Annotated in this window: 16 protein-coding genes; 13 read left to right on the top strand and 3 right to left on the bottom strand. The window is 64.4% G+C overall.

The features are described from left to right. Positions 1-217: 217 nt before the first annotated feature. Complete coding sequence (locus ACLBKT_RS07400) at positions 218-1,084, bottom strand: LytTR family DNA-binding domain-containing protein (RefSeq protein WP_410182294.1); 867 nt, start codon at positions 1,082-1,084, stop codon at positions 218-220. A 116-nt stretch (positions 1,085-1,200) separates the two neighbouring features. On the opposite strand from ACLBKT_RS07400, the gene ACLBKT_RS07395 reads away from it, so the two are divergent. Both ACLBKT_RS07395 and ACLBKT_RS07390 read left to right on the top strand, forming a co-directional pair. Then, a complete protein-coding gene (locus ACLBKT_RS07395; RefSeq protein WP_410182293.1) occupies positions 1,201-1,677 on the top strand; it encodes a DUF2141 domain-containing protein in 477 nt (158 codons plus the stop codon). 11 nt (positions 1,678-1,688) lie between these two features. Further along, positions 1,689-3,116, top strand: coding sequence for a carotenoid oxygenase family protein (locus ACLBKT_RS07390; protein ID WP_410182292.1), 1,428 nt, complete (start codon positions 1,689-1,691; stop codon positions 3,114-3,116). A gap of 531 nt (positions 3,117-3,647) precedes the next feature. On the opposite strand, the gene ACLBKT_RS07385 is transcribed toward ACLBKT_RS07390, so the two are convergent. After that, on the bottom strand, positions 3,648-4,307 hold the full coding sequence (locus tag ACLBKT_RS07385) for a response regulator (protein ID WP_410182291.1): 660 nt from the start codon (positions 4,305-4,307) through the stop codon (positions 3,648-3,650). Positions 4,308-4,359: 52 nt separating this feature from the next. Further along, positions 4,360-6,255, bottom strand: coding sequence for a sensor histidine kinase (locus ACLBKT_RS07380; RefSeq protein ID WP_410182290.1), 1,896 nt, complete (start codon positions 6,253-6,255; stop codon positions 4,360-4,362). A gap of 173 nt (positions 6,256-6,428) precedes the next feature. Between ACLBKT_RS07380 and ACLBKT_RS07375 the strand changes: the two genes are divergently transcribed. The 11 genes from ACLBKT_RS07375 to ACLBKT_RS07325 all read left to right on the top strand — a co-directional run bounded on the left by ACLBKT_RS07375 (position 6,429) and on the right by ACLBKT_RS07325 (position 15,991). Then, positions 6,429-6,830 (top strand): lysozyme inhibitor LprI family protein, encoded by a 402-nt coding sequence (locus ACLBKT_RS07375; RefSeq protein ID WP_410182289.1) that lies wholly within the window; start codon positions 6,429-6,431, stop codon positions 6,828-6,830. Continuing rightward, the gene (locus tag ACLBKT_RS07370) at positions 6,827-7,843 is read left to right on the top strand and encodes a DUF4424 family protein (RefSeq protein WP_410182288.1); all 1,017 of its coding nucleotides are present in this window, start codon (positions 6,827-6,829) and stop codon (positions 7,841-7,843) included. The genes ACLBKT_RS07375 and ACLBKT_RS07370 overlap by 4 nt, the downstream gene beginning before the upstream one ends. Positions 7,844-7,962: 119 nt before the next feature. Further along, positions 7,963-8,280 (top strand): hypothetical protein, encoded by a 318-nt coding sequence (locus ACLBKT_RS07365; RefSeq protein ID WP_410182287.1) that lies wholly within the window; start codon positions 7,963-7,965, stop codon positions 8,278-8,280. A 46-nt stretch (positions 8,281-8,326) separates the two neighbouring features. Further along, on the top strand, positions 8,327-9,118 hold the full coding sequence (locus ACLBKT_RS07360) for a hypothetical protein (RefSeq protein ID WP_410182286.1): 792 nt from the start codon (positions 8,327-8,329) through the stop codon (positions 9,116-9,118). 89 nt (positions 9,119-9,207) lie between these two features. Then, positions 9,208-10,053 (top strand): hypothetical protein, encoded by an 846-nt coding sequence (locus tag ACLBKT_RS07355; protein ID WP_410182285.1) that lies wholly within the window; start codon positions 9,208-9,210, stop codon positions 10,051-10,053. A gap of 83 nt (positions 10,054-10,136) precedes the next feature. Beyond that, positions 10,137-11,006, top strand: coding sequence for a hypothetical protein (locus ACLBKT_RS07350; protein WP_410182284.1), 870 nt, complete (start codon positions 10,137-10,139; stop codon positions 11,004-11,006). A gap of 202 nt (positions 11,007-11,208) precedes the next feature. Continuing rightward, on the top strand, positions 11,209-11,640 hold the full coding sequence (locus tag ACLBKT_RS07345; protein WP_410182283.1) for a copper resistance protein CopC: 432 nt from the start codon (positions 11,209-11,211) through the stop codon (positions 11,638-11,640). Positions 11,641-11,910: 270 nt separating this feature from the next. Beyond that, the gene (locus ACLBKT_RS07340; protein WP_410182282.1) at positions 11,911-12,351 is read left to right on the top strand and encodes an RrF2 family transcriptional regulator; all 441 of its coding nucleotides are present in this window, start codon (positions 11,911-11,913) and stop codon (positions 12,349-12,351) included. A 143-nt stretch (positions 12,352-12,494) separates the two neighbouring features. After that, entirely contained in the window at positions 12,495-12,662 is a 168-nt protein-coding gene (locus ACLBKT_RS07335) for a YezD family protein (RefSeq protein ID WP_410182281.1), read from the top strand. A gap of 85 nt (positions 12,663-12,747) precedes the next feature. After that, the gene (locus ACLBKT_RS07330) at positions 12,748-15,189 is read left to right on the top strand and encodes a TonB-dependent receptor (protein ID WP_410182280.1); all 2,442 of its coding nucleotides are present in this window, start codon (positions 12,748-12,750) and stop codon (positions 15,187-15,189) included. 28 nt (positions 15,190-15,217) lie between these two features. After that, positions 15,218-15,991: a sulfite exporter TauE/SafE family protein gene (locus ACLBKT_RS07325; protein ID WP_410182279.1), complete on the top strand. Its 774-nt coding sequence runs from the start codon at positions 15,218-15,220 to the stop codon at positions 15,989-15,991. Positions 15,992-15,993: the final 2 nt, after the last annotated feature.

Genomic DNA, 15,993 nt, shown 5'->3' with positions numbered 1-15,993 from the left:
CAGGTCATGGGCCGCTTAGGCGGCTTGACAGACTTTGGCAGTGTCCCTGTCGGAAAATGACAGCCGTTGATGATCGCTAACAGCCCATCTCGCAAGCTGGGCCAGATGGATCCTCCCGGGGAGAGCCCGTTGTGCAGCCGCTCTCCAATCGGGCATGGATCGGCGTAGCGCATGATCCGGTGATCGAAGCGGCGGTGACATGGTGCGCCGGGCAGGGCTAGCCCCAGCCCTGTTCGCGCAAGGTGGCCTGCATCGCGCGGCTGACGGGAATAATCAGCCCACCCCGCAACGCCAGTTGGGCCTTTCCGTTGTGGCGCATCAGCCCCTCGGCCGCGCCGCGTGCCGCCCACCAGCTACGATGCACCCGTGCACCCGCCGTCTCGGGCAGCAACGCGCAGGCATCGGTCATGCGCATCAGCACCAGATCGCTTCCGGCCTCAGTGTGGATGCGCAGATAATGATCCTCAGCCGCAATGGCGATCAACCGCGCGCTGCGCAGGCGGACAGGGAGCTTTTCGGCGATGAGTTCGGGCAGGGCAGGCAGCGATAATGTTGAGGCCGCTTGCGGTTCCGAGGACGGCTGGAACTCGGCGGCGGCAGCCTCGGTCGGTACGCTAACGGCTCCTTTGGGGGCGGCCGCAGGGACTGGCTCGGACGCGGGAACAGCGGCGAGGTGATTGATCGTGGTCAGCACGAGCGCCACCATTAGCACTGTCAGCCCAAAGAACCCGACCACCCCCGGCGTGATTGCGTCGATCCCGAAGAAGAGTGCCGTGGCGACGATTACCATAAAGGTGTGCGGTACCGAAACCAGCACTGCGACGACTGCGATCTCGGTCCAGCGCCGACCGGCAAGGCCGCCCCAGGCCAGCACCGCCGTCTGTATTGCAATGCCGAGCAAAGACCCCGGCAGGATTACGCAAGCCCAGTAGAGCAGCCGGTAACCGAAGGGCGCTTGCCCCGTGTTCATCGCGCCAAGCACAGCCAGCACCAGCGCTGCCGCCAAGCCGATCATCACCCCGCGCAGCGCACGGGCGCGCAGCGGATGTGCAATTGGCGAAGCGTGAACTGCAGGCCCGGTCATCTCGCGTATCCCACGACGCAACCGGCGAAAACCGGCGCGACGGCCATGCCTTAGCGAGGGCAAAGCAGGTTCTGCAAGGTCCGGCCCGAACTGGCCGGCATGAAGGAGAAGCTGAAGTGAATAACCGTTTGCGTTCCATAGTTTTCACCGCTGTTGCCGCACTGCCGCTGGGGGGCTGCGCCGTCAGCATCGGCGACACCGCCGAGATCGCCCGCGTTCCCGCCCCCGTGGCAGCCTCATTGACCATACGCTTCCAGGGGATCGAGGCGCCTACGGGTCAAATTATGCTCAGCATGTTCGACAGCCAAAGCGCACATGACGAGAACGGCGCACCGGTGCGGGTAGCGGCGGTCCCGGTTGCGGGGGGCAGCGCCGTGGTTCAGTTCGAAGGCCTTGTCCCCGGAGACTACGCGGTCAAGGCGTTCCACGATGTGGACGGCGACGGGAAAATGGGCACGAATCCCTTCGGAATGCCGCTGGAACCTTTCGCCTTCTCGAACGACGCCAAAGCCGAAGCAGGGCCGGCCAAGTGGGCGGCGGCACGGTTTCCTGTCGTGGCCGGTGCCAACACCATCGCGATCACCATCAAGTAAGGAACGCTGCCGTGCTCACTCGTCGCACCCTGATTGCCCGCGGCCTTGCCGGTGCCGCCGCCGCCGCTCTGCCTGCGCCCCTGCTGGCCGCGCCCGTCCGGCCCGACTGGACGCTTGGGTTAACGGATGTCCTCGGCGATATCGCGCCGCAGACCCTTACCCGGCTCCATGGCCGCGCGCCGGATGACCTGGCGGGCACGCTCTATCGCAACGGCCCGGCGCGCTTTCGGCGGGGGAGCAGCACCTCGGGCCACTGGTTCGATGGCGACGGGTTGGTGCGCGCATGGCGCATTGCCGGGCAAGAGGCGCATCTCGCCGCGCGCTTCGTCGACACCCCGAAGCGGCGCATTGAGGAGCAGCTCGGCGCCATCGTCCAGCCTGGCTTTGGAACGGCGTCAGGGCCGGGGGCGGTCGTCGCCAATCCCGATGATGCCAACGCTGCCAACACCCACGTGATTGCCGCCGGGGACAAGCTTCTGGCTTTGTGGGAGGCAGGATCGGCCTTCGCGCTCGACCCTGAGACCCTCGCCACCCAAGGCCCCGTCACCTTCCGCCCCGAGCTCAAGCACATGCCTTTCCTCGCCCATCCGCGTATCGAGCCTTCGGGACGGATCTGGAATGTCGGCCCGGGCGGCAAGTATGCCTATATCTGGCGCCTGTCGGCGGACGGCACCTTCGAAGCGGGCGAACTCGTGGAGCTGCCGATGGCGAGCTACATGCATGATTTCACCGCGACCGAGCGTCACTTGGTGATCGTGTGCCAGCCGTGGGTCGCCGCATCGAGCCGCCTGCCGTTCTCGAAGAGCATGGCATGGGAGCCCAAGCGCGGAACAAGGGTGCTGGTGCTCGACAAGAACGATCTCACCAAACGCCGCGAGTTTGAATTGCCGCCACTGTTCTTCTTCCATCTGGGCGATGCATGGGAGGAGGCGGATGGCACGATCCGCTTCGACGGCTGCTTTCACAAAGACCCCACCTTCGCGCTTGAAGGGGCACCGGGGTTGATCGACGGACGGCAGGATAAGGCCGAGCGGCCTGAACTGACGCTGGTGAGCCTCCACCCCGATGGCCGTGCTGCGCTCGCGCCTGCCGGGGTCACCGCCGAGTTTCCGCGTGTCGCCCCTGACATCGCTGGCCTGCCGCGCCGGCACACCGTGTTCGTAGGCGGCTTCGGCAGCGACCGCCCCTTTGCCCGGACCGTCGGGGTTTGGGACTGGGAAGCTGGCCGCGCTGACAGTTTCGATTTTGGCGCGCGGCAGCTGGTCGAGGAATTTGTGCCAACGGGTCCTTATCTGGTGGGCACCACGCTCAACCTTGCCGCCCAAGCGACAGAGTTGCACATCTTCGATGTCCGCCGCATGGCCGATGGCCCGGTCGCTTCATGGCGCAGTGGGGTGGCCTTGCCGCTGTCGTTCCACGGCAGCTGGGTGAATGTCTGAGACCTGTGCGATAGCCCTGTGCACATGGGAGCGACGATTGCGGGCGAAACAGTCCTCAGGCCGTTACTGACCGACCCCCGCGCGCCGCGGCTTGCGTTTTGCTGGTGCTGCGTTTGCGCTCACCGCATCGTTCCCCGCGCTGGCTGAAGCCCCCACGCCGGCACAAAGCGCTGCCATCGCCAAAGCGCTTGAGGAGACGGGAGCCAAAGGGCTTGTGGTGGCGCTTATCGCAGACGGCGATGTCTCTTGGGTGCGTACTCGTCGGTGCGCTGCTCGGCGATACGGGTGTGCCGTTTGCTTGGGAGTCCCGGGCTTAACCGCTAACTGATGTGGTCAGCGTGTTTTCGATGGAGTTCCGGGGCGAGCGACCAAAGTGGAGGCACAATCAGGTAATGACCTGACAGCACTCAGTCGAACGAGAGGTGACTGGCATGTCGCGCGGGTCCAGACTTCCGCGCACCGCTGGGCTGGCCGATACCCCTGCGAAAGCCGCCAGAAGCATGAAGCCCGGCAACCCTGCGCTGCACCCTGTCATTTGTGGAATGCCTGACGGATGGCATCGCTGCGCGAGTTGACCTCAAGCTTGCGGTAGATTGCCTTGACGTGCGTGCCCACAGTGTGGGGCGAAATGCCCAGCGCGCGGGCTGCCTCCTTGTAGCTTTTGCCCTCGGCAAAAGCCCGCAGCAGTTCGGTCTCGCGGATCGTCAGACGGTCATCCAAGGCATTGTCGGGCGCCCCCTGCGGGGCCGGCGGCGGGGCGCGCAGCAGATCGAGCAGATAGACCGCCGCCGCCGGGCTGACCGGAGCGCCGCCGTCCAGCGTGATGGCGATGCCGTCCAGAATTTGCTGCGGAGTGCTGTCCTTCAGCAGGTAGCCGTCTGCGCCCGCGCCAAGCGCCTTGACCACAGTTTCGCGGTCGCCAAACGAGCTGATGATCAGCACCTTCGCAGCGCACCCGGCCTTGATCTCGGGCACCAGATCATAGCCATTGCCGTCCGGCAGGCCGATATCCATCAGGAACAGATCGGGCTGAAGCGCGATCAACCCGCGCCCGGTTGCCAGATCGGGGGCCATGGCGATGACGTCATGGGCTTCGGCCATGCCCATGATCTGCATGAAATAGCGCCGGACCGCCGGCTCATCCTCGATGATCGCGATGCGGACAGGGGCGCCAGGCTGGGGATGGGTCATGTAGCTGTCCTAGCGTGTTTGCCGGGCGGGGCGTATCCCATGGAACGGCCGATTATATGGGATGCGCGCTGAGCGCAGGCTCGCGCAGGGTGAGGGTCACGCGGGTGCCTTCGCCGGGGCTGGCGTGAAAGGCGTAGTCCGCGCCAACCGCCCGTGCCCGGGCCCGCATGTTAGCAAGCCCGCGCCCGGCCCGGCCATCGCCAGCGCCCCCTTGGCCATCATCGGCAATCGTGACGGCGACCGTCCCGCCGCCGAGCGACGCGACGTCGACCGTGATCGTGCTCCCGCCCGAATGCTTGAGCGCGTTGGTGACCGCCTCCTGCATGATGCGGAACACTTGCAAGACATCGCGCGGGCCAAGATCGGGGGCCTCCAGCGCATCGGGCTGGCTCCAGCGGAAGGTGAACCCGGCGGCCTCGACGCGTGGCTGGATCCGGGCGCGGAAGGTGGCGAGGGCGGCTTCGAGGGATTCGCCGACCGAATCCATCGAATCCACCATCATCCGCATCTCGTCGATCACGCTTTGCAGACCCTCCGCGACTCTGGGTGGATCGGCCTCGCCCAGCCGCGCGCTCAGCATCATCGTCATCAGCTGGCTGCCAAGCCCATCGTGGAGATCGCGCATGATCCGGCGGCGCTCCTCATCATGCGCCTGCGCGCGCACCAGCGCCTGTTCCCGCACCGCCGCTTCGGCCAGTTCGGCTTCGCGCTGCGCAACCTTGGCTTGCAGCATTGCATTCAGCGCGCCCTGCGACTGGAACAGGCGGAAATTGCGCGCGAGAAAGGCAGCTGTCATCGCGAGAAGCAGGAACACCGATGAATAGCGAACATTGCCCGCCTGCACGTGTTGTTCGGGAAACCACGCAGAAGCGGCATCCATTGCCAGAGCGGCGGCCATCACGGTCAGCAATGCGCTCTCCAGCAGGCGATCCTCGGCGCTCGTGGCGAAGTGCCAGATCAGCCGCGCCGCCACTGCCACCGCCGATGCCCCCAGATGCCAGATCCAGATCATGGTCGGCACGTCATAGCCTTCAGGCATCGGCACCCGGTAGATGTACCAGGCAATTAGCCCCAGCGCGCCCAAATAGACGGCCATGGTAACGGGTTGCAGCCACCGGATCGGCCGACCTGTCCAGCTGTCGATAAAGCATAGCATCGCCGCCGGGATGAGCTGCGAGATCGCAAAGAACGCCACCATCCGTCCCCAGCCATCCACTGGGGGATCGAGCCACAGGAAATATCCTGCGTTGGCCACGAAAGCCGCACACAGCAGGCTGAGCCATGCGGCAAAGCGCCAGTCGTCCGAACGGAACACCATGATCGTCGCGATCAGCCCCAGCAGGCCGAGCAGACCGCCCGTGAGCAGATTATAGCCCGAGGCCAGGAACAGCCCCCGCGCACTATACTGCTCCAGCGCCGCGTAATCAGCGATCTTCGGTGCCAGCACGTCAGTGTAGGGAAAGCCGTCGCGCAGGGTGATGTAGGTCAAGGTGTTCGCGCCCGGCTTCAGCAGGCCCGATGGCATCCGGGTGAGCGTGCGGATCTGGCCGTGAAAGCTGCCATTGCCGGGCTCCATCCGTCCGCGCGCGACGATCGGCGCACCGTTGAGCGCGAGCAGATAATTGTCAGCCTCAAGGTAGGAGATGATCCCGAGGCCGTTGGCAGGGACATTGTCGACCGTGAACGTCATCCGCACCGCGAAAAGGGCGGTGTCACAACAGTGGGTCCACGGCAATTCGGCAGGCTGGTAACGCGCATCCGCAGCCTCGGCGAAGCTGGGCGCTGTCAGTCGGGCGGTTTCGACGGCGGTGATCGGAGCGAATGGCGGAGCCTCACCCGGATCAGCGCGGAACAAGGGTCGGTCGATTGCGAGCCAGTAGATCGCCTGCACCAGCAGAACCACAGCGAACAGCTGGCCAAGCTGCCCCCAATTCACACGGCTTATCATCGTCGACTGACATCCCCCCGGCTGCCCTGCTGCGATGCCGCAAAGGCAGCCTGCTGAAAAGAGCGCAATTCCTGCAACTGCCAAAGATATGGCACCATGAAATGGTCGGTGCCCCGATTGAAACACGAAGCTACCATGTGCGTTCAGGCAGTCTGGCGGGGGAGAGTAGGGTGATGAGACGGACAGAAGTTGGTACACTGGCATTGGTCATCGCGGCGCTTGGTGCGCCATTTGCGCCCTGCGCGGCGCAGGTGCAGGCGATCCCGCCCCGCCATGTCGCCCCCAGCTTCGATTGCGCCAAGGCGAGGCCGGGCTCCATCGATCAGGTGATTTGCAAGGACCGCGAACTTGCGATCCTCGACCGCACGATGGGCCTCGATTACGAACGCGCCAAGCTCCAGACCCCGCCTGTCGAAGCAGCGAACCTGCTGCGTGAACAGCGCGAATTCATCGCCAATCGCAACAAGTGCATGAAGCGCCGGGAGGACCGGCAGGCGTGTATCGCGTTTGCGTATGAAAGCCGGATCGCGCGGCTGGGCGAATGGATCGACCGTTCGGCATGGATGGGCGAATGATGCGCTGCGCACTCATCGCGCTCGCCGCTGCGCTCGTGGCCACGCCCGCGCTCGCCAACGATACCGAGGCGCAGATTGCGCTTGGGGGGCTGATCTTCGAAAAGAATGACCAGATCAGCATGGACGCGGAAGACCTGTTCCTCAGCCTTGATAAGGTGCGGGTGCGCTACACCTATACCAACCACTCCAGCGCCCCGATCACGCTGCTGGTAGCCTTCCCGCTGCCTGCGGTGCCGCTGCCGGGCGCGGATCCCGAATGGACCGAGGTGGCCTATCCCGATTGGGGCCAGATCGACATGGAAACCCGCGTCGATGGCAAGGTGGTCGGCCTCATGCGCATCGACATCGCCAAGGTCGCCGGGGCCGATGTCGACAAGCGCCTCAAGGAACTCGGCTGGCCCGCACGGCACTGGGAAGACCCCGATTTCCTTGCCCGCATCAATGCGCTGCCCGATGCCGAGAAATTTGCGCTCACGGGTGAGGGGCTGCTGGCGATGGATGAGGATGAACCCGGCAGGGTCCGCCCGTTCTGGAGCGTCGAGACCAGCTTCGTGCGCACTCAGACCTTCCCGCCCGGCGTGCCCATCACCGTGGAGCACAGCTATACGCCGATGCAGGGCGGCACCGTGGCCAGCGCGCTGGACCGCGAATATCGCGGCCAGGCTCTCGCCCCTGACAGCGATTACACCACGCGCTTCTGCGTCGATGATGCTTTCCTGCGCGGCTATGACCGCAAGCGCTATAAGTCCGATGGTGCCAAGAATTACAATGTCTTCCCGGTCGAAGGCTGGATCGGCTACACTCTGTCGCCGGGGGCCAACTGGCGCGGGCCGATCGGGCGGTTCCGGTTGACCGTGGACAAAGGCTACGCGGACCGCCTCGTCAGCCTGTGCATGGACGGGCTGCGCAAGATCAGCCCCACCCGGTTCGAAGTGATCAAGACCGATTACGAACCGACCCATGACCTCGACGTGCTGTTCGTCACCTTCGCGCCCACCGAAGGGGGGCAATAGCCCCGCAAGGCAGGGAGCGCATCCCATGATATGGGAGCCATAACCCATGGGATGCCGCCCCGCCGTCCGCCCGCCTAATCCTGTTGCCACCGAATTCACCAGCAACAGGAGAGTGATCCATGGACCGAACTGAAAGCCGCAGCCGCCTGCTTGTCGCTGGCACGTTGAGCCTCGCCAACCTTGCGCTGATCGGCAGCCTTGCTCTCGCTGGCCTGACCACGCCCGCCCATGCGCAGGGACAGAACCGCGAGGCAATCGTCAAGACCACCAAGGCCGCCCCGTGCCCTTCGGGCTGGCGCCATCCCGATGGCAGCACCAGTGTGTGCGAGCCGATGGGCACCACCGCGCCCAAGGTCTACGCCAAGAAGGAAAGCGAGAGCTGCGCGTCGGGCTATTACGAAGTCTACCGCGTGTGGTGTTCGACCAAGAAGCCCTGACCCGGCTCCGTCCCGGTCCTTCGCGACCTTTCAGGAGTTTCACGAGATGAACAAGAGCATCTTCGCGGCTGCCGCACTCGCCGTTCTTTCGGCCACCGCTCTCATCCCGGCCCCCGCCATGGCACAGGATGCTGTGCCTCTGGAAAGTGGTTCGGGTCGTTGCCCGATGAACTACTACCGCGGCGGCTTCCATTCGTGGATGGAAGATTACGACATGAAGGACCGCAACATGTGCTACCGCAAGCCCAAGGCCGTCGAGGACGCCGAGGATGCGCGCAGCAGCGGCCCCGTCTACACGCCCCCAACCTACGGCTCGATCAAAAAGGCCAGTGCCTTTGATCGCTGCCCGGTCGGATACCACACGTCCGAACCTGACGTGATGGAGTGCGTGTCCTATGACTACGCCGCCGGAAAGCAGCCGCTGACTCGCGCCAAGAACGGCAAGCCCTGCGCCGCTGACGAGGTGGATGAATGGGGCCTGTGGTGCACTTCCAAGGTGACCCAGCTTACCCGGAACGAGGCCGAACAGGAGGCCGTCGCTGACGTCAACCACCTGTTCCCGCGGGATGGGAAGGGCGGCAACCAGGGCGCGGAACATTACAACACGCCGGGCCTCGTTGCGATCTTCGGCCCCAAGGGCGGCAAGCAAGCCGCCGCCAGCACCGCCTCCGAGGGTTCGGGCGATCAGCCTGCCGCCCAGCAGGCCGCGCAATGCACCACCGACAGCGGCTCGGCCACGGGCGCGGTGGTCGGCGCCGCGGTGGGCGGCGAGGCCGGGGCGGCGCTGGGCGGGATGCTCGGCGGGCTCGGCAAGAAGAAGAAAAAGAAGGGCTGCTGACGGCGCGGGCGTGCCGGGTGCCAAACCTGCAGGGCGCGCCCGCAGCCAGCCCGGCTCCATCCGAAATTCAGGAGTTTCACACCATGAAGATGATCACGACCCTCGCCGCCGGTGCGGCCATGGCCTTCACCGCCATCCCCTTTGCCAGCCCTGCCATGGCGCAGGGAACCACGGGGGTTGTTCCGGCCCATTTCAGCAGCAATTGCCCTGATGGCTACCGGAGTGGCACTACGACCGGTCCTCGGGCAAGCAAGAATCCGGATCCCAAGATGTGCTACCCGGAAACGGACAATCCTCCGGCCGTTGTGACGAGGCAATCGATCAGCGATCCTTGCCCATCGGGAATGCGGCCCGAAAGCAATACATCGTTCTGGTGCACCACGAAGGCTGATCTGGGGGGCTGGGCACCCGAAGATGATGCGAAAGGTGCGAATTTGCGCAAGCCCCGCAATGATGTTCGGTGTCCGGTTGGCTGGCAATCGACCCGATCGCACAATGATTGCTTTACCGCGCTTCCCAATCCACCTCGCGCACGATTGAGCAATGGCCGCCCATGCGGTGCCGGGGAACTTGCGGAATGGGGTGTGTGGTGCACTTCGAACTATCAGCATCTGACTTACGATGAGGTCGAAGGCGCGGGGGTCAATGATGCCAACGTCTACTATATCATCACGAACGGAAGCCTGGAGAACGGCACATATTTTTCGCCTGAGGCAACGCCGTTCTTCAACAGCCGGAAATCTTCCGGGACTGCATCAGCCATATCTGCCCCTTCCGGCGATCAGCCCGCAGCCCAGCAGGCCGCGCAATGCACCACCGACAGCGGCTCGGCCACGGGCGCAGTGGTCGGCGCTGCGGTAGGCGGCGAGGCCGGGGCGGCGCTGGGCGGGATGCTCGGCGGGCTCGGCAAGAAGAAGAAAAAGAAGGGCTGCTGACGGCGCGGGCGTGCCGGGTGCCAAACCCGCAAGGTGCGCCCGCAGCCAGCCCGACTCCATCGCAAATTCAGGAGTTTCACACCATGAAGATGATCACGACCCTCGCCGCCGGGGCGGCCATGGCCTTCACCGCCATCCCCTTTGCCAGCCCGGCCATGGCGCAGGGGGGGCTGACCAAAATGCCATTGCCCGAATACAGCAGCTGCCCGAAATCCTGGGACAAGATCAAGCGGTCTCCCGACCCCAACTACGCTTGCTACCCGAACAAGAACTCGAGACCCGCCTACCCCAGGCAAGGCTCGGAAAAATGTGCTGACGGCTATGAAGCCCACTACACCTTCTGCGAAGCGAAAGAGGACAAGGCGTCGAGCGCGTCATCCTCCAGCAGTTCAAGCTCGTTCCAAGGTTCCGCCGCCGACCGGCTCGTCTCCTACGGGACGATCACCAAGGCAAACCCCCTCGACCGCTGTCCGCTTGGTTATTTCTCCAAGTCGGACATGACCATCTGCACCACCACGCTTTCACCCGCGCCCAAATCGCGGCGCAAGGATGGTGCCTGCAACAGCAACGAGATCGACGAATGGGGCCTCTATTGCACCGCTGACGCCAACGTGATCACCCGCAAGCAGGCCGAAGTGGAAGCCACCCGCGATTTCAACGCGATCTACACGGCCAATGGCGCGAACTACCCGGCACAGGGCAACGACACCGAGAACTATCCCTCGATGGTCGCCGCCTATGGCCCCAAGGGCGGGGCGCAGGCTGCTGCGAGCACTTCCTCATCGGAATCCTCGGGCGATCAGCCTGCCGCCCAGCAGACGGCGCAATGCACCACTGACAGTGGCTCGGCCACGGGCGCGGTGGTCGGCGCCGCGGTGGGCGGCGAGGCCGGGGCGGCGCTGGGCGGGATGCTCGGCGGGCTCGGCAAGAAGAAGAAAAAGAAGGGCTGCTGACCCCTTGGCGGACCGAACCACAAGGATCCGGTCTCGCCCCTCATTCTTCATCTGGGACGCGCGCACCATCGCGAAAGGGTGCGGGCGTTCGAGGTTCACGGGGGCCATTTGCGACCCGGACCCCGTCGAACACTTGCGGGGGCGCTGCCGCGATGCGGCGCTCCCGCCTTTTGCTGTCTGCCCGATCAACAGGAGATTGCCGATGCGCTGCGCCCCGATCCTCGCCTTGCTGTTAGCTGCGGTCCTCACCGCCGCACCCGCCGCTGCCGAACTGCCCGCTCCGGAATTGATCGGAGCCTTCCCGGCCGATCAGGAGCAGGTTGAAGCCCCGCTTGACGCAATCACCTTGATCTTCGCGGCCGAGACCGATCTGGTCAATGTCACCATCATAACTCCGGATCAGCGGCGTCTGGTGCTGCATGATGCCGCGACGGCAGACGAAGCGCGTCGCGACTCGATGTTTGTCCTCAGCTTGCCCGAAGCGGTGACATTGCCCGGCGTCTATCTGGTCGAGATCGCCGCCTCGGTCACCGACCTCAGCGACAGCACAGCCTCGGCGCTCAGCACCATGAACAGCTTCGTCATCACCGAGGTCGCTGCGGCCAACGAACCGGCGGCAGCCTCACCCGACTAGGGGCAAGCTGGGGGTCGCGTTACCGGAAATATCCCGGCCCAAACTCTCCAGGGCTGAATAGTGGTACCGATCAGAAACAGCGGCTTCAGGCTTTTCGGTGGCAAGTCATCGGCATCATCTTGCTTGGGCCCAGACTTGCGGCTGCTTGAGATCTCCCTGCCTAAAGCAAAGCCTTCAAGCTGAAATCGACACCTTTGCCGTTACGGCGTGCAAGTCTGCGGCGCGGGGTGGGTTGACCGGTTTGCCTACTTGGCAGATAGACAATGCGCGATGCTGTCCCAGAAGACCCGCTATGCCATACGCGCGATGCAGCACCTTGCTGATCACTTTGGCGAGGGACCGGTGCAACTGGCCGCGATCGCGGACACGCAGAATATTCCTGCGAAATTCCTGACCGTCATCCTGTCGGAATTGACCCGCGCGGGCCTAGTCGAATCCCAGCGCGGGCGCGATGGGGGCTATTGGCTGGCGATCCCGCCGGTCGATATCACCTATGGCGATCTCATCCGGCATATGCGCGGGTCTCTCGCGCTGGTGCCCTGCGCCAGTCGCTATGCCCATGAGAAGTGCAAGAACTGCCTTGAAGAAGGCGAATGCCGCACGCGCGCCTTGCTGCTTGATGTGCGCGACCGGACCGCACAAATCCTCGATGGCATCCGGCTGTCCGATCCCATCATGCCCGTGCCCCCCTTTACCGGCGACGAGGCCTGACCGCCCCGGCCGTTCGCCCTGGCGCACAAAGCCCACCTTTCGTCGCCTGACAGAAAATCTGTGTGGCCACCCTATTGTCAAGCAAAACACTTGAGTTTAATTGCTTCGTTGCGGATCGAGTCCGTGTAACGAAAGGCCCACTTATGGACCGTAACGAAAAACAATCTGGCGCAGGCGGTGTTCTGCCGGACGCGCTGGCGCTGGTCAGCGAGGCGCTCGGGCGTTTGCGCTACGGCGCGATCCAGCTGACCGTGCATGACGGCAAGGTCATGCAGATCGACGTGACCGAAAGGAAGCGGCTGGCCGACTGACCGGCGCCGTGACCACCCACCACACATCAACGCAGGACCAGCAGACCGGACCGCCGGATGCATGTCTGCTTGCAAAGGCGAGACCATGTATCCGTTTTCCACACGCAGCACCCTGTTGCTCGGCGCAGGCCTGGCCGCGCTGCTTTCCACCCCCTCTACCGCCTACGCACAGGATCAAGCGCCTGACGAAGCCGGCGAGACCGCCGAGGAGCCGAACAGCAATGACATCATCGTCACCGCCCGTCGCCGCTCCGAAAGCGCGCAGGACATTCCCCTCGCTGTGTCGGTGATCGATGCCCGCCAGCTTGACGAGACCGGGGCGTTCAACGTCAACCGGCTCCAGCAGCTGGCTCCGACGTTGCAGTTCTATTCGTCGAACCCGCGCAACACAGCGGTGAATATCCGCGGTCTCGGCGTGCCCTTCGGCCTCACCAGCGACGGGTTCGAACAGGGCGTCGGCATCTATGTCGACGATGTCTATTACTCGCGCGTCGCCTCGGCCACATTCGATTTTCTGGATGTGGCGCAGATCGAAGTGCTGCGCGGACCGCAAGGCACGCTCTACGGCAAGAACACCACGGCGGGCGCGATCAACATCACCACCAACCAGCCGAGCTTCGACTTCGAGGGGCGGGCCGAGATCAGCCTTGGCAATTACGAGTTCCGGCAAGCACGGCTTGCGGTTTCCGGCCCGCTGTCCGAGCGGGTCGCGGCGCGCGTGGCTTTTTCGGGCACCTCGCGCCGCGGCACGATCCGCAACGTCGTCACCGGGCAGGACATCCAGAGCCTCGATAACCTCGGTGTGCGTGCGCAGGTGTTGTGGGAAGCGGCCGACAATCTCAAGATCACGCTGGTGGGTGACTACAACAAGCAGGACGCCAATTGCTGCGGTTCGGTGTTCGTGCGCACCGGTACGACCCAGCGGCCCCTGAACCGCCAGTTCGCCGCCCTTGCCGCCGCGCAGAATTATGCGCCGCCCAGCACCAACCCGTTTGACCGACTGAGCGATCTGGACTCGCAACTCAACGCCGGCAACGTGATCGCTGGCGCCTCGCTCAGGGCGGTGTGGGACATCGGGCCGGGCACCTTCACGTCGGTAACGGCATGGCGCTACTGGGACTGGAAGCCCGAGAATGACCGTGACTTTACCGGCCTGCCGATTGTTTCGCTGTCGCAGAATCCTTCGCAGCAGAACCAGTATACGCAAGAGTTCCGCTACGCTTACACGGGCGACAAATTTGATTTCGTGCTCGGCGCCTTTGCCTTCGACCAGCGCATCGACACCCAGGGGACAGAGGCACAGGGCCTCGCCGCAAGCCGCTGGAACATCGCGCCAAACAATGCGCTCTCGAACGATCCGAGCGTGCTCAACGGGCTGACGGCGCGCAACACCCAGTTCCTCGAAAGCACCAGTCTGGCGCTGTTCGGGCAGCTCAGCTGGAAGGTCACCGACGCCTTCACCATCCAACCGGGCGCGCGGGTGAATTATGACAAGAAGAAGGGCTTCTACCAGCGCCGCGTCTTCACCGGCGCAGGCACCGAACTTCTCGGCACCGAGACCGACGCCCGCAGCCGTGCGCAGCTGGGCGTGTTCCAGCCGCAGGTCAGCGCGCCCGAGGATACCGACTGGAACCTCACCTATGATCTCACGCTCAGCTACGAACTCGCGCCTGATGTGCTGGCCTATGGCACCTATGCCAGGAGCTTCAAGACGATCGGGATCAACCAGAACGGATTGCCGACCGACGCCAGCGGCCAGCCGATCGCGGCAGCAGGGACGATCCGGCCCGAAACAGTCGACCATTTCGAGTTGGGCCTCAAGTCGCAATTCTGGGATCGCAAGGCGACGCTGAATCTTGCCGCGTTCCGCACGGACATTCGCGATTATCAGGCGACCGTGAACAACGGTCAGTTTGGCGTGCTGCGCGGGTTCCTTGCCAATGCCGACAAGGTGCGTTCCCAAGGGATCGAGGCAGATTTCTCGATCCGACCGAGCCAGCGCTTCACCGCCTATGCGAGCGGCGCCTACACCGACGCCAAATATGTCCGCTTCACCGATGCGCCGTGCCCGCCCGAGCTTGCGGGCGGCACCATCGCCGGCCCCGGCCAAACCCCGTCCGCGCCCAGCACACCCGGCGGAATCAGCCCGGCCAATTGCGATATCTCCGGGCAGCGCCTGCCCGGCGTGTCGAAATGGGCGTTCTCGTTCGGCGGGGAGGGCAATGTCCCTGCCACCTTCCTCGGCAAGCCGGGCGAGTTCTATCTCGGCTATGACGGGTCCTATCGTTCAAGCTTCTCCTCCAACCCTTCGCCCTCCGCCTTCACCAATGTCGATGGCTACCACCTGTCCAACTTCCGCTTTGGCTTTCGCTCGGATGACGGGTTCAACCTGTTCGCCTGGGTCAGGAACGCCTTTGACGAAAACTACTTCGAGCAGCTATTCGTTGGCCCGGGCAACACCGGGCTGATCGCAGGGCTTCCGGGCGATCCACGCACCTGGGGCGCGACCGCCGCGATTACCTTCTAGCCCTGCCACGTGCAGAGAGGACCGCCTCATGCCTGACATCACCTCGATCCTCATCGACATCGCGCCGTTCATCGCCATCGGCATGGCCGCGCAGATGATCGATGGGGCACTGGGCATGGCCTTCGGGGTCATTACCCAGACCTTGCTGGTGAGCGCCCTCGGGGTGCCAGCCGCGACGGCGTCGGCCAGCGTCCATCTGGTCGAGCTGTTCACCACCGGGGCATCGGGGGCGAGCCATATCTGGCACCGCAATGTCGATTGGGGGCTGTTCTGGCGGCTGGTCCCCTTCGGCGTGCTGGGCGGGGTGAGCGGCGCCTATCTGTTGTCGAGCATTGATGCCTCGGCGGCGCGGCCTTTTGTGATGATCTACCTCACGGGGATCGGGTTCTATCTGTTGTGGCGGGCGGTCCGTATGTCCCAGCCGCGGTTCGAGGACCCGCGTTACACTCGGCCGCTGGCGCTGGCCGGCGGGTTCCTTGACGCGGCGGGCGGGGGCGGGTGGGGGCCCGTGGTCACCTCCAACCTGCTGATCCAGGGCGGCGATCCGCGGAAGATCATCGGCACGGTCAATTCCGCCGAGTTCCTGCTGACCTTGTCGATCTCGATCGCCTTCATCGCCACGCTTGGCTTTGCCGCCTTCACGACGATCACCGTCGGCCTGATCATCGGCGGGGTGATCGCCGCGCCGTTCGGGGCGATCCTTGCCAACCGCGTTCAGCCGCGCATGCTGCTGCTGGCGGTGGCGATGGTGCTGATCGTGACCAGCAGCTACAGCATCATCAAGGCGTGGCCGATCATCTAGGC

The sequence above is a fragment of the Erythrobacter sp. W302b genome (genome assembly GCF_046452395.1).
GTDB lineage: Bacteria > Pseudomonadota > Alphaproteobacteria > Sphingomonadales > Sphingomonadaceae > Erythrobacter.
The sequence above is the reverse complement of the archived record's forward strand: the minus strand, read 5'-3'. Positions and strand labels throughout refer to the sequence as shown.

Bases quoted from the DNA above. Each gene is read 5' to 3' on its own strand.
- ACLBKT_RS07400 (WP_410182294.1), bottom strand. From the start codon at position 1,084: ATGACCGGGCCTGCAGTTCACGCTTCGCCAATTGCACATCCGCTGCGC.
- ACLBKT_RS07385 (WP_410182291.1), bottom strand. From the start codon at position 4,307: ATGACCCATCCCCAGCCTGGCGCCCCTGTCCGCATCGCGATCATCGAG.
- ACLBKT_RS07380 (WP_410182290.1), bottom strand. From the start codon at position 6,255: ATGATAAGCCGTGTGAATTGGGGGCAGCTTGGCCAGCTGTTCGCTGTG.
- ACLBKT_RS07375 (WP_410182289.1), top strand. From the start codon at position 6,429: ATGAGACGGACAGAAGTTGGTACACTGGCATTGGTCATCGCGGCGCTT.
- ACLBKT_RS07370 (WP_410182288.1), top strand. From the start codon at position 6,827: ATGATGCGCTGCGCACTCATCGCGCTCGCCGCTGCGCTCGTGGCCACG.
- ACLBKT_RS07365 (WP_410182287.1), top strand. From the start codon at position 7,963: ATGGACCGAACTGAAAGCCGCAGCCGCCTGCTTGTCGCTGGCACGTTG.
- ACLBKT_RS07360 (WP_410182286.1), top strand. From the start codon at position 8,327: ATGAACAAGAGCATCTTCGCGGCTGCCGCACTCGCCGTTCTTTCGGCC.
- ACLBKT_RS07355 (WP_410182285.1), top strand. From the start codon at position 9,208: ATGATCACGACCCTCGCCGCCGGTGCGGCCATGGCCTTCACCGCCATC.
- ACLBKT_RS07350 (WP_410182284.1), top strand. From the start codon at position 10,137: ATGAAGATGATCACGACCCTCGCCGCCGGGGCGGCCATGGCCTTCACC.
- ACLBKT_RS07345 (WP_410182283.1), top strand. From the start codon at position 11,209: ATGCGCTGCGCCCCGATCCTCGCCTTGCTGTTAGCTGCGGTCCTCACC.
- ACLBKT_RS07340 (WP_410182282.1), top strand. From the start codon at position 11,911: ATGCTGTCCCAGAAGACCCGCTATGCCATACGCGCGATGCAGCACCTT.
- ACLBKT_RS07335 (WP_410182281.1), top strand. From the start codon at position 12,495: ATGGACCGTAACGAAAAACAATCTGGCGCAGGCGGTGTTCTGCCGGAC.
- ACLBKT_RS07330 (WP_410182280.1), top strand. From the start codon at position 12,748: ATGTATCCGTTTTCCACACGCAGCACCCTGTTGCTCGGCGCAGGCCTG.
- ACLBKT_RS07325 (WP_410182279.1), top strand. From the start codon at position 15,218: ATGCCTGACATCACCTCGATCCTCATCGACATCGCGCCGTTCATCGCC.